Consider the following 13,168-nt stretch of genomic DNA (forward strand, 5'->3'; position numbering starts at 1 on the left):
TCCCCGCCGCGCCCGTGCGGGAGGAATGTCAGGCCCGTGTGGTTGGCTGATGTTTAACCCAGGACGGAGGTGAGGCCATGTCTTCGAACAGCATGTCTTCGAACGGCACGTCTTCGCACCCGACGCCAGAGCCGCTGCAGCTGTCACTGCTGCAGGGGTTCCCGGCCACGGCCAGGGCTGCCGGCGGTCCGCCACTGGCTTCCGTCCGTCCGGTGGCGCGCGTGCTCATCGAGTCCCCGCTGCCGCACCTGGACCGGCCGTTCGACTACAGCGTGCCCGCCGAACTGGATGGCGACGCCCAGCCCGGCGTCCGCGTCCGGGTGAAGTTCAGCGGCCAGGAACTCGGCGGCTACATCTTGGACCGGGTTGAGGAGTCCGACGCCGGCCAGCCCCTCGTCCCGCTGCACAAGGTCGTCTCGCCCGTCGCCGTCCTGACCCCCGCCATGCAGGAGCTCGCCGGGCGCGTGGCTGCACGCTATGCAGGCACCGTCAGCGACGTCCTCCGCGTGGCCATCCCGCCGCGGGTGGTCAAGGTGGAGAAGGAGCTTGCCGGCGCCGAACCGGCCGATCCTCCCGCGGCGGACCTTGACCTGTCAGGCTCCGCGTGGACCAGGTACCGAAACGGCGCCGCCTTCCTCCGCCATCTCGCATCGGGAGGCTCGCCCCGGGCTGCCCTCAGTGCGCTGCAGGGGTTCGGCCCGGACGGCTGGCCGCGGCTCATTGCGGACGCGGTGGCGGCGGTCCGGCAATCCGGCCGCGGCGCCGTCGTCGTGGTTCCCGATTACCGCGACCTGGACCGTGTACAGGCTGCGCTCGAGGACATCCTGCCCGCCGATGATGTTGCCCGGCTGACGGCCGACGACGGCCAGACACCCAGGTACCGCAACTACCTCAGAATTCTCAAGGGTTCCGCGGGCGTCGCCGTGGGCACCCGCTCGGCGGCCTACGCCCCCGTACAGAACCTGGGACTCGTGGTGTGCTGGGATGACGGCGACGACCTCCACGTGGAGCAGCGTTCCCCGTACGCCCACACCCGCGAGGTGCTGCTGCTCCGTGCAGAGCAGGAGGGGGCTGCCTGCCTGCTTGCCGGACACGCGCGCAGCACGGAGGTGCAGCGGCTGGTGGACGCCGGCTGGGCGATGCCCGTGGACGCCGAACGCACGGTGCTCCGCCGCACGGTTCCCCGGGTGCTGAACACGGCGGACAGCTTTGAGCAGGAGCGCGACCCGCTGGCCCGGCTGGCAAGGCTGCCGGGCGCGGCGTGGCGCACCGCCAAGGAAGCACTCGAACGCGGCCCGGTGCTGGTGCAGGTTGCCCGTGCGGGGTACGCGCCGTCGCTGGCGTGCGAAACCTGCCGGGAACCTGCGCGCTGCCCGTCCTGCCAGGGGCCGCTCGCCATCGCGGGCAGCGCTGCTGTACCGCAATGCCGCTGGTGTTCGACGCCGGCACCTACCTGGCGCTGCGCTCACTGCCAGGGCACCAGGCTGCGCCGCGGCGCAGCCGGCGTTCTCCGCACGGCAGAGGAACTCGGTAGGGCGTTTCCCGGCAAAGCCGTGGTCACCTCCTCCGGCCAGAACGTCAAGGCCACCGTGCCGGATGCCTGCGCGCTGGTGGTAGCCACGGTGGGTGCCGAGCCGGTGGCGCCGGGCGGGTACGCCGCGGCGCTGCTGCTCGACGGCGATTCACTGCTGCGCCGGGAGAACCTGCGCGCGGGCGAGGACGCGGTGCGGCGCTGGTTCAACGCTGCCGCCCTGGTCCGGCCGGCCACCGAGGGCGGGCTGGTCGTCATCACCGCAGACGACACTGCCGCTGTCGGAGCATTGCTGCGGTGGGACCCTGCCGGCTATGCCCAGCGGGAGCTGAGCCTGCGCGCCGAGCTGCAGCTGCCCCCGGCGGTGAGGGTCGCCGCCGTCACCGGCGGCAGCACCGCCGTCGGCCATTTCACGGCCTCAGCCACAAAACTTCTGGCCGCCGAGGGCGTGGAGCTGCGAGTCGCCGGCCCGGCGCCGCTGCTCCAATCCGCGGCCGTTACGTCAGCGGAGACGGAAAGTCAGGACGTGCGCACGCTGCTGTTCATCCCGTACACGCAGGCCGCCACGGTAACCAGGGTCCTGCGGGCGGCGAAGGCCGCAGGTGCGGCGAAGCGAACCGAGGACCCGGTGCAGCTGCGGCTGGACGGCGTTGACGTGCTCTAGGACCCTGACGTGCTCTGACGATTGGAGGTCGGCTGGTTCGGAGCGGACAAACTACCTGCGGCGGAGTGCCATTACCTCTGCCGCGACGTCCACTAGCTGGCGGGCGGATTCGTCCCAGCTGAACTGCTCTGCGCGCGCCACGGACCGCCGGGAGACGTCCTGCCAGTGCTGTCCGTCGCCGAGGTCCCGGACAGCGGCGGCGAACTCCGGCGCCGACTCCGGATCAACGTACGTGGCGGTGTCCGCCCCCACCTCGCGGAAGATCGGAATGTCGCTGGCGATCACCGGTGTGCCCAGCGCCATGGCCTCCACCAGGGGCAGGCCGTAGCCCTCGGCCTTGGACAGGGTGACCAGTGCGGTGGTGCGGTTCAGCAGTGCCGTGTATTCGTCGTCGGTGACGCCGTTGTGGAACACAACGTTCGCCCCTGAAGGGATCAGCGCTTCCAGTTCGGCGCGGCGGTGCGGGGTGACGCGGCTGAGCAGGTGCAGCGTGTAGTCAGGCAGTTCGGCCATCCCGGCGAGCATTGTTTCGACGTTCTTGTAGGGCATGAACGAGCCCATGTAGAGCAGTGTCTTCTCCGGCGCCGCCGCAGGGTCGCGGGGTTGCTGGGCTGGCTGCGGGGCGTTGCTGACGATCCGGACCGGACGGCTGGTCAGGCGGTACTTGGCCATTAGCGCTTCGGTGGTCCTGCTGATGGTCGCGACGACGTCGGCTCGGTTCAGCAGCAGGCGCTGGGGCCAGAACGCCTTGTGGTAGAGGCGCCACAGGATCCGGACCGGGGCCGGCAGGAAGCCCGGAGGTGCCGGGTGTTCGTAGTAGATGAGGTCGTGCAGGGTGAGCACCAGGCCGTACTTGCGTCCCCACGTGCCCATCGTCTGCATGGGGCAGACCACCACGTCCGCGCCGAGCTGATTGACCTGCCGGGCCACGAAAAGCTCGGCGGGGGAGAGCGGGCTGCTGATCAGCGTGTACGGAACGTCGGGAAGCAGGGCCAGTTGCCGGAGATCGCTGATGAGCATGGACACATCGGCGATTTTTGAGACGGCGGCAATGAGGCTGGAGCCGTAGCGGCTGATCCCGTCGTGGTGGTCCGTCCGGGTGAATCGGGCATCGATTACTATCTTCACGCAGGGTGGTCCTTAAGGAAGCGGCGGATGAATTCTGCGGCTGGTTCGGGCGTTTCGTAGTGGATCAGGTGGCCGACGCCGGGGATGACATCGAGCGTTACGTCCGGGAGGAGCCCGGCCAGGCTGTGCTGGTCCCGCAGCAGGGCGATCTCATCCTTTTCACCGGCGACGAGCAGCACGGGCATGGTGAGTCCGGGCGCGACTTCGGCCACGTTGCTGCTGACGGACGCGGTGAACGATTCCAGCAGGCTGTCCCGGTTGGCGAACGCACTGAAGTACGCGTGGTGCTGCCCGTGGATGAACCGCAGCAGGTCCTTGTCCTTCGTTTTCGCCATGGCCATGCTCATAACCCGCACGATGAGCGGGCTGCGCAGCAAGGCCAGGCCAAGAGGGCGGGGGAGGCGTGCGGAGAGGCGGTAGTACAGCACGGCCAGCCGGGTCATGAGGCCCTTGGGGCCTTCCAGCGCGGGCGCGGCGATGGGGTTGACCAGGATCAGCGGGCGGACCGCGTCGGGATGGGCCGCTACGAAATGGGCCGCCACGATGGAGCCGAACGAGTGCCCCAGCAGGACGGTGTCCGGCCCCAGTCCGAGGGCCGCCATGAAGTCGCTGATGAACCTGCCGTAGCGCTCCACGCTGTGGGCGGCGTCGGTGAATGCCCCGGAGCTGCCAAACCCGGGGAGGTCCGGCATGATCAGGCGCATGTCGGGCAGCTGGTCGGCCACCCGCAGCAGCCCGTGGTGGTCGCCGCGGAAGCCGTGGATGACCAGGATGGTCCGCGTTTCAGGCGTAGGTTTTTCCGGTTCGTAGACCCAGTAGGCAACGTTGCTGCCGTTCAGCTGCACGGTGGATGCATGGGTGCGGGCGGCGAGTCCGCTGCTGACGAAGGACGGTGCTGTAGCGGGCTCGGAGTCGGCTGTTCTCATGTGCTGGGGGAGTCCTAGTTGACGTTGTCGGGGTGGGAGCCTGTGCGGTGGCCGCGTTCCAGGGCGGCGATGTCCGCCATGTCCAGGGCCGAAAGTTCGAAGCCGAAGACGTTGAGGTTCTCCCGGATCCGGGCCGCGGAGCTTGCTTTGGGGATGGTGACGTTGCCCACCTGCAGCTGCCAGCGCAGGACCACCTGGGCGGCACTCACCTTGTGCTCGGCGGCGAGGGCCCCGATGACAGGGTCCTCCAGCACTTGCCCGCGGCCCAAAGGGCTCCACGCCTCGGTGAGGATGCCCAAGCCGCGGTGCTTCTCCCGGAGCTCAGCCTGCTGCAGCCACGGATGCAGTTCGATCTGGTTGACGGCAGGCACCACCTCGGCTGTTTCCAAAAGCTGGTCCAGGTGCTGCGGCTGGAAGTTGGACACGCCTATTGCCCGCACCTTGCCCTCGCGGTACAGCGTCTCCATGGCCCTGTACGTTTCCTGGAACAGTCCCCGCTGGGCGCACGGCCAGTGGATCAGGTACATGTCCACGTATTCCAGGCCGAGGTTGATCATGGACCTGTCGAAGGCCCGCAGCGTCGCGTCGTAGCCGTGGTCGTCGTTCCACACCTTGGTGGTGATGAAGAGGTCCTCGCGCGAGGTGCCGGGTGCGGCCTCGCCTGAGCCGCCGGTGGTGGCTTCCGCGCCGAACACCTCGACCAGGCCGCGCGCCACCCCGGATTCGTTCCCGTACATGGCCGCAGTATCGAAATGGCGGTACCCGGCTTCAAGGGCGGTGGCCACCAGGTTGGCGGTGTCTTTCGGCGGAACCTTGTACAGCCCGAAACCCAACTGGTCTATCAGCACGCCGTTGTTCAGGCTGAGCCGGGGTGAGGTAGTCATGGATACGACTCTACCGATACCGCGGCGCGCCGCGTGTGACCGGCAGGCGCAGGTTCAGTCCCGGCGCGGGCCCCGGGCCAAAGAGGACGGTCAGCCCCAGCAGAGGCAGAAGGGGTGGCCGGCAGGGTCCGCGTAGACCTGGAAGCCCTCGGCGGAGGTGATGTCCTCGGCGGGCTTCAGTAGGCGTGCACCGAGGGACAGGGCCTCCTCGTGGGCAGATGCGACGTTCTCAACATACAGGTCCAGATGGATCTGCTGTGGGTTCCCGTCCGGCCATTCCGGCGGCATGTGGTTGGGCGCGAGCTGAAAGCCCAGACGCGGTTTCCCGTCGACACTGACGGTGTGCCAGTCGTCCTCCGCGTCCACGGTGCCGCCCAGCAGGCCGGCCCAGAAGGCGCTCTCGGCAGGAAGGTCGGCGGCGTCGAACACAACGATCTCTCTGGTGATTTTCATGCGGTCATCCTTGCATGGCCGTAATGATTTGCCGAGAGCTTCACCGGCGCAAACTAAGGACCTCACGGCCGGGGGCCGTCGACACGCCATCTGGCAACGCATGGCCCGACGCCGAAGCGTTGGAGCGTAGATGCGTTGAAGAGCAGCCGACCGACCGGGTCGGTTGGGTCGTGGATGGATCCGCCGATACTGAGTTTCACTTCACGCCCGGGTGAGATCCTCGACGATGTCTCTTGCGTCGGGGAGCGATCTTGCCAGGCGGTCGAGCTTGGTGACGACGAAGGTGTCTCTGGCCCGGACCGCGGCCAGCGCTTCCCGAAGGCGGGGCCGGTCGCGGCTGGTGCCGGTCAGCCCATGGTCAACGGAGATCCGATCCGCAGACACCCGAGTGCCAGAAGACCGTTCCGGTGGACGGTGAGGTCCTGCTCATTCGTGGACACCCGGGCGTACCCAACGCGGTGCGCGTTCGTGCCCACCTGTGTAGTGCTTGAGGCACCACCAGCGGGCAGTTTCTCGGGCAGGGCGTACGCCCATCGAGAGGGCAGTAATCGCGCGAAAAGCATCGCTGGGGGGGTGGCACAACGTGTCGCGCCGGAGGACCGTTATATGCGTCGTTTCCAGCGGCCTCCCTTGAGAGTTTGGCTGGGATGCCGCTGCAGGGTGACTGACCAGATCTGCAACACATTTCGTCCGAGACGAGTTCCACGTTTAGTCAAGCGTTGAGTGTCAGGTTTGTGTGTAGCTCACTCGGACAGTGCTCCTTATACTCGCTGTCCTACTGCCGTGTCTTGAGCTGCAAGCACTAAGACTTCGTCGTGGGCGTTCTGGTCCCGTAGGGGCATTACGGAGCCCACCGCGTATCCCTCGCTTCGAGGTCGGGCATCATTCTGTCGCGGAATTCTGTTCTCGCTTCGCGGACGTTTAGGCGCGACATGTGTCCTAATGCCTTATGGGCCGTAAGGAGCTAAATGAGTGCCAGACGCATCGACGCCGTGTCCGAGTCAAGTGCTTCTCAAGAACTGCGGCATTCGGCAGCATGGGCCTTCGAACCGCACCAGCTATCCTTAGCCCCGAAAAGAGCTTGCGCTAAACACGGCAACTGTTGAGACTCGATACCAGGCAGCTTTGGGTGGGACGGACAATCTAAGTCGAGGTAACCATGGATATGAAACCGGAAGTCGGCGAACCCGATGCGGGATCCTGGCAAGTCGAGTCACTGGAACGCTTGCTGCGGCGGCTACTGCCGGCAGCAGGACAACGTCCGAACCGCCCCTGGATTGTAGCGGTAGATGGAAGGAGCGGGGCAGGCAAGACCACCCTGGTCGATCGTCTACTAGCTCGAGTGCCGGACTCAGATATTGTTCACACGGACGATGTAGCGTGGCATCTCTCGTTTTTCGACTGGGCCGATGAACTCCGTGGCGGTGTCCTCGAACCCCTGCTCCAAGGCGAGGCAGTCCATTACCGTCCGCCGGGTTGGGTGGCCCGAGAACGTCCAGGTGCCATAGCTCTACCCGCCGGGCGTTCCGTGGTGTGGGTGGAAGGGAGCGGATCATCACGCCAAGCGCTCTCCGACCTAGTCGACGTTTCGATCTGGGTGCAGTGCGACAACTTTGTAGCCCGACGTCGCCTCCGGGCACGAGATGGCCAGGAAGAAGAAGACCTGCACAGGGAGTGGGAAGAACAAGAAATTCCCTTCCTACTTGAAGACCGGCCATGGGAGCGCGCTACAGTGATCGTGGCGGGAACGCCGGCCCTAGAGTACGATCCGAATACCCAAGTAGTAACCGCTCAGCCGGCACTAGCCAGCGCGGAGATCAGCTAACTTTGTCATCTCCGCCCTCCATTGCCAATGCGACAAGATTGAGCGATTGACGCTGCTGCCGGGCCAGTAGTCCAAGTAGCTTCCCGCCTGCCGTCAAGCAGCCCCGCAGGGCACATCTAAACCGTGAGGGATAGGCTTCAAAGAAGAACGCCTCTGGCACGAGTCATTTGCGCGGCGTTCTTCTCGGTAGTTTGAACACTTTCGCGTGTCTAGGGGCAACACGAAAGTGGGAGCGCACACCTTAAGCGCCGATAATGGACCTTTCGTCAACCCGATGCGGGCAGTGGTGGAGTCCCCAAGGTAGGCCGCGCGCCCGATCTTTTGACGGAGGTTGCGTTCGTTTGCCGGGCTGCGGTGCGTGAGGCCTGAATGGCCGTGTCTCCAACACTGGAAGGCCCCGGCCCCGGCCCTCAATCATGCGGGCGACGCCGTTCCCGTCGTTCTGCCCTCTTCTGCTGGGTCAGATCAATCGAGAGCCGACTCAAGGCAGGGGCACCGCCACCGCAGTTTCCGGTCAAGAGCACGGTGTCCCTTTCGGCGGGAACCAACATGGGCGTCACCAGATCCTGGGAGTCGACGGCGGCTTGGGTAACCAATCCGATCCCGGAGGGTGGAATCAGGTCCACCGCCGCCGACCCGGCACCAGTATCCGCGTCATTCATTGGAAGAATGCTGTGCTTCCTTGCGAACGGCCCACATGGGGGAGTGCGACTGCCGAGCTCCGCCCCAAGGTTGCCCACCTTTTCCCGGGGTTGCCGGTAATTACTGACAGCGTCCTGAAGGAACCGGAAATAAGCGCCCCGGTCTCGTTCAGGACTGCCGGGTCCGGACGCGTTCCCCCTAGCCCACCGGACCCGGTCACAAGGCCTCACAGCTACACGCTGGATGCAGCTCACTCCTCCAAACCAGTGCGCGAAAGCCCGGATCCGAGGGTCACCAGGGTCTGGCGTCGCCCAATGCGTAGGCAAAGATCCCGCGTCAGGAAGGTCCGCGGCTGAAAGCACTTGGCGCCTATCGCTGGCCGATCCCTGCAGCGATTGTGCAGGCAACGGCTCCATCTTTCCTGCCACTGGAACGCCCCAAGGTTTGAAACGGAATGCTAAGCATGCTTATGTTGTTCGTAAGGTCGCATCGAACGGCCGCCAACCAAAGGAGGAAACACCATGGGACTAGGCGACAAGATCGAGAACGCCGCTGAGAAGGCCGGCGGCAAGGGCAAGGAAGCGGCAGGTGCCGCGTCCGGCGACGAAAGCCTGCGCACCGAAGGCCAGGCCGATCAGGCCAAGGGTGATTTGAAGCAGGCCGGCGAGAAGGCCAAGGACGCCTTCAAGAAAGACTGACCCGAATGCAAGCGAAAGGGTGCACCGCGTCGGTGCACCCTTTCGTGTGTCGGCAGGATATCGTGCACCATCTGCTGGCGGACTTTCACCGCCTCACAGCTTCCGTCCCAGGAGCCGCACACTCCCGATCCAACGGTCGGTGGTTGAGGTCACGAACGGGAGCGGGCGGATTCCGAAACCCGGGCGATCTTTACCTCGAAGTCCAAGCCTGTGTCGTCTCCTGCGAGCCGGCGGAGCAGGTAAGCCCGAAGTGCGGCGTTGCTGGTCGTGTGCGGGGCGGGGAGGGCTTCGCCGCTGAACAGGGCGTATGAGTCGCTGACATGAAACACGGACAGGATGCAGTCCTGGAGGTCACTTGTCCGCAGGCTCAACACGTTGTTGCGGAAGCTGCCCTGTGCACCGTTTTTGGGCATGGCCGTCACGGAAAATGTCACTGCCTTTGCCATAAATCCGGTCCTCCGCAAGCTTTTCGCCCGAGATCGTTGCCCCGGGCCACCGTCGCAAGGTTAGTCGCTGCATCCGGCGAACATAAGCCTTACCCGCCAGTAAGGTTGGGCGGGATGCCGACCGGCCCGACGCCATCTATGACAGATTCGCGCGCTGTGGCGGGGCTGGCACATGGGTTTGCTTGTGATCGCGCGGTCCGGGATCGGGAGGACCCCAGACGCTCCCGTCGCTCAGCCTGCGCCCTCGAAGCTGACCAGCCGCCGTGCCGAGGCCTCATCGAGGATCAGATCTGTGGCCAGCCCGGCCACCAGCGCCCCTCGGAGACCGTTGATCTTGGACGCACCGGACACCACGCAGATCCGCCGGCGCACCTGACGGAGCTGGTCCAGCGAAGGCCCGGTGGAGCGTTCATTCAGCGTGATGCCGTCAGAGGAGCCGTCGCCGCGGAAGAAAACCGTGGCCACGTCCCCGACGACGTCGGACTTCGCCAGTGTGACCAGATCATCCTCGTCGAGGTAGCCGCCGGCGTACACGTGGCTGGGGTAGTCGGCATCCACCGAACCCACGCCGAAGATCGCGATGCTCATTCGGGACTGCAGGTCGAGGATGCGCTGAACGCTCCGCTCATTCCACATCGCGGTCTTCGTGGCGGCATGGTCGAAGAAGGCCGGCACGGGAAACTGTTCAACCCGGGCCCCGTAGGCGCTGCCGAAGCGCCGCATGATGTCGCTGGCGTAGGTGATGCCGGTGGTCTGCATGTTGCCCGCGCCGTTCAGCTGCACCACCACGCTGTCGTGCGTAATCTTGCGCGTCAGATGCCGGCTCACTGCGCTGAGGGTCGAGCCCCAAGCCACGCCGATGATCGCGTTCGAGTCCACGAGCGGTCCGATGGTGCGCGCTGCCTGCATGGCCACGCGGTCCAGCGTCTCCGCCTCATTCAGGGTGTCCAGGACGGGCACCACGTGCACATCCACCCTGTACTGCGCCCGGATCAACCGCTCCAATTCCGGCCCTGTGTCCAGAGGGCTGCGGATTTGGATCTGCACCAGACCCGACTCCCGCGCCGTCGAAAGCAGCCGGGAAACCGTGGAGCGGGAGGTCCGCAATTCCCGGGCGATGGCGTCCATGGTGAGGTCCTGCATGTAGTACAGCTGTGCGGCGCGAAGCGCTTCGGAATGTCGGGGCCGGGGCATGCATCTGTCCGTTCTGCACGTTTGTGCATAGTGCTTGACGTTATTTTCCATTAGTCCAAACAATAGTGGTGAACGGCCCCGCACCTTTCGGTGCGCCGCCTGCAACAAACCCTTTTCGAACCAACCCAAAGGAGCAGATTTGGGACTCAAGGATTCATCCGGCCATACCAACAGCGCCACCGCCCGCGGCGGGGAGCGCGAGTCCGTCTTCCGGCTGCGCCGGCGGCCCAACGCCCGGGTCCTGATCATTGGTGGCGGCATCAACGGCGTCGGAACATTCCGCGACCTCGCCCTGCAGGGCGTCGACGTGGCACTCGTGGAGCGCGGCGATTACTGCCAGGGCGCCAGCGGCGCCTCGTCGCACATGATCCACGGCGGCATCCGTTATCTGGAAAACGGCGAATTCCGGCTGGTCCGGGAATCCGTGGTTGAGCGCAACCGGCTCCTGCGGATCGCGCCCCACTACGTCAAGCCGCTGCAGACCACCATTCCGATCTTCAGCACATTCTCCGGCGTCCTGGCCGCACCACTGCGGTTCCTGACCCATAAGCAACAGGGCAAGCCCAAGGAGCGCGGCGCGTTCCTGATCAAGCTGGGACTCAGCCTCTACGACTCCTTCTCCCGCGACGGCGGCAGCGTCCCGCGCCACCAGTTCCGCACCCGGCAGAAGGCGCTGGCCGAACTCCCGATGCTGCACCCTGGCGTCAAATACACGGCCACGTACTTCGACGCGTCCGTGCACAACCCGGAGCGGCTCACCCTGGACGTCCTGCAGGACGGCGAGAAGGCCGGCGGCCGGGCCAGCAACTACCTCTCCCTGATGTCCGTCAGCTCCAACGCAGATGGTTCCAGCACCGCGGTTCTCCGGGACCAACTGACCGGCGAGGAATTCGGCTTTACTGCGGACGTCATCGTTAACACCACCGGTGCGTGGGTGGACCTCACCAACCAGGCCATGGGCGCGCCCACCACCTTCATGGGCGGGACGAAGGGCTCACACATCGTCCTTGACCACCCTGGCCTGCTCGCTGCCTGCGACGGACGCGAGATCTTCTTCGAACACACAGACGGCCGGATAGTCCTGATCTATCCCATGGGTGACCGCGTGCTGGTGGGCACCACCGACGTCGACGCCGACATGTCGGAAGACGCCATCTGCACCGACGGCGAGATCGACTATTTCTTCGATCTCATTGGCCACGTCTTCCCGGACATCGCCGTGAACCGTGGACAGATCGTTTACACATTCTCGGGCGTGCGTCCGCTGCCGCGGCACGACGCCACCCAGCCGGGGTTCGTGTCCCGGGATTACCGCATCGAACGCCGCGGTCCGGAAGCAGGCCCCCAGGAGGGCGGCGCCGTCGTGCTCAGCCTGGTGGGCGGCAAGTGGACCACCTTCCGCGCTCTGGCCGAGCACCTGGCCGACGACGTCCTCGCCGAACTGGGAACGGAACGGAAGATTTCGACGGCGAAGCTCGCCATCGGCGGCGGCTCCGGGTTCCCGGACAGCGATGCAGGAATCCAGAAGTGGATCAAGGCGCACATGACCCCCACGCGCGACGCCGACCGGGCAGCCGGCCTGCTCACCAGGTACGGCACCCGCGCCGAGGAAGTCATCAGCTATCTCGACGCCGGCCACGACAGCCTGCTGCGCTCCACGCGGGAGTTGAGCGTCAGGGAACTGAAGTTCATGGCCGCGCACGAACAGATCGGGCACCTCGTGGACGTCCTGATCCGCCGCACCTCCCTCGCCTTCCGCGGCCTGGTTACCGGTGAGCTGCTGAACGAACTTGCCGAAGCCCTGGCCGAGCCGCTCGGCTGGGATGCGGCACGGGTTGCCGCGGAGATCAACCATGCGCAGGAGGTGCTGAAGCGATACCACGGCGTCGAGGTTCACAGCCTCGTCGCCTAGCGGGAAACCGTCCTTCATACACGCGAAGGACTGACAACAGAAAATAGAGGAGTCAAAGATGTCTCTTGGATTGGTTTTTCTTTCCGAAGTCTTCGGAACTGCCATGCTGACCCTGCTGGGTTGTGGCGTGGTGGCCAACGTTGCCCTCAAAGGCACGAAGGGCAACAACGGAGGGTTCCTGATGGTCACCTGGGGGTGGGGCATCGCCGTCTTCGCTGGCGTCTACGTCGCCGCCAGGTCGGGATCGCACTTGAACCCGGCCGTCACACTGGGCCTTCTTGTGAACGGCAAACCGGAGTATGCGACAGGCGTTCCAGTGGACTTTGCCTCCACGCTGACCTACTTCGGCGGTGAGCTTACCGGCGCCTTCCTTGGTGCCGTGGTCACCTGGCTCGCGCACAAGCAGCACTTCGACGCCGAACCCGAGCCTGCGAACAAACTTGGCGTCTTCTCCACCGGCCCGGCGATCCGATCCACGCCCTGGAACCTGATCACGGAAATCATCGGCACGTTTGTTCTCGTCTTCGTCATCCTCACCTTCGGCGGAACGCCGTCGGGGCTTGGCCCGCTGGCCGTGGCGCTTCTGGTCGTCGGCATCGGTGTCTCGCTGGGTGGACCCACCGGCTACGCCATCAACCCCGCGCGTGACCTCGGTCCCCGCATCGCGCACGCCGTCCTGCCCATCAAAGGCAAGGGATCGAGTGACTGGAGCTACTCCTGGATTCCGGTGGTGGGCCCGCTGGTCGGCGGCGCGCTGGCCGGCCTCGTGGGGCTGCTTCCCATCGTGTTCACAGCAGCCACCTAAACCGCTGACATCTGCACCCCTTTTCGAAGAGCACCCCTTTCAAAACCGAATCCATAACCA

General features: G+C 65.5%; 10 protein-coding genes and 1 pseudogene. 4 read left to right on the plus strand and 7 right to left on the minus strand.

Annotation, left to right across the window (positions count from 1 at the left end):
• Nucleotides 1-77: 77 nt before the first annotated feature.
• Nucleotides 78-2,195 (plus strand): primosomal protein N', encoded by a 2,118-nt coding sequence (locus J7I85_RS20755; protein ID WP_251024621.1) that lies wholly within the window; start codon nt 78-80, stop codon nt 2,193-2,195.
• Nucleotides 2,196-2,246: 51 nt separating this feature from the next.
• On the opposite strand, the gene J7I85_RS20760 is transcribed toward J7I85_RS20755, so the two are convergent.
• From J7I85_RS20760 to J7I85_RS20780, 5 genes and pseudogenes are all read right to left on the minus strand, one after another.
• Complete coding sequence (locus J7I85_RS20760) at nt 2,247-3,323, minus strand: glycosyltransferase family 1 protein (RefSeq protein ID WP_214856785.1); 1,077 nt, start codon at nt 3,321-3,323, stop codon at nt 2,247-2,249.
• Nucleotides 3,320-4,249, minus strand: a complete 930-nt coding sequence (locus J7I85_RS20765) for an alpha/beta fold hydrolase (protein ID WP_214856787.1) — start codon at nt 4,247-4,249, stop codon at nt 3,320-3,322. The genes J7I85_RS20760 and J7I85_RS20765 overlap by 4 nt, the downstream gene beginning before the upstream one ends.
• A gap of 14 nt (nt 4,250-4,263) precedes the next feature.
• A complete protein-coding gene (locus tag J7I85_RS20770) occupies nt 4,264-5,133 on the minus strand; it encodes an aldo/keto reductase (RefSeq protein WP_214856792.1) in 870 nt (289 codons plus the stop codon).
• A 90-nt stretch (nt 5,134-5,223) separates the two neighbouring features.
• Nucleotides 5,224-5,586, minus strand: coding sequence for a VOC family protein (locus J7I85_RS20775; protein WP_214856794.1), 363 nt, complete (start codon nt 5,584-5,586; stop codon nt 5,224-5,226).
• A 134-nt stretch (nt 5,587-5,720) separates the two neighbouring features.
• Nucleotides 5,721-6,062: pseudogene (locus tag J7I85_RS20780) on the minus strand (recombinase family protein); the annotation flags it as partial.
• 2,512 nt (nt 6,063-8,574) lie between these two features.
• Here J7I85_RS20780 and J7I85_RS20785 point away from each other — a divergent pair.
• Nucleotides 8,575-8,751 carry a CsbD family protein gene (locus J7I85_RS20785; RefSeq protein WP_214856796.1) on the plus strand — a complete coding sequence of 59 codons (177 nt, stop codon included), beginning with the start codon at nt 8,575-8,577 and terminating at the stop codon, nt 8,749-8,751.
• Nucleotides 8,752-8,900: 149 nt separating this feature from the next.
• Here J7I85_RS20785 and J7I85_RS20790 read toward each other — a convergent pair whose 3' ends face one another.
• The gene (locus J7I85_RS20790) at nt 8,901-9,197 is read right to left on the minus strand and encodes a hypothetical protein (protein WP_214856797.1); all 297 of its coding nucleotides are present in this window, start codon (nt 9,195-9,197) and stop codon (nt 8,901-8,903) included.
• 231 nt (nt 9,198-9,428) lie between these two features.
• On the minus strand, nt 9,429-10,391 hold the full coding sequence (locus J7I85_RS20795) for a sugar-binding transcriptional regulator (protein WP_214856799.1): 963 nt from the start codon (nt 10,389-10,391) through the stop codon (nt 9,429-9,431).
• Nucleotides 10,392-10,530: 139 nt separating this feature from the next.
• On the opposite strand from J7I85_RS20795, the gene J7I85_RS20800 reads away from it, so the two are divergent.
• A complete protein-coding gene (locus J7I85_RS20800; RefSeq protein ID WP_214856801.1) occupies nt 10,531-12,303 on the plus strand; it encodes a glycerol-3-phosphate dehydrogenase/oxidase in 1,773 nt (590 codons plus the stop codon).
• Between the two features lie 58 nt (nt 12,304-12,361).
• Entirely contained in the window at nt 12,362-13,108 is a 747-nt protein-coding gene (locus J7I85_RS20805; RefSeq protein WP_214856802.1) for an MIP/aquaporin family protein, read from the plus strand.
• Nucleotides 13,109-13,168 lie beyond the last annotated feature (60 nt).

Source organism: Arthrobacter sp. ISL-65 (assembly GCF_018613795.1).
GTDB lineage: Bacteria > Actinomycetota > Actinomycetes > Actinomycetales > Micrococcaceae > Arthrobacter.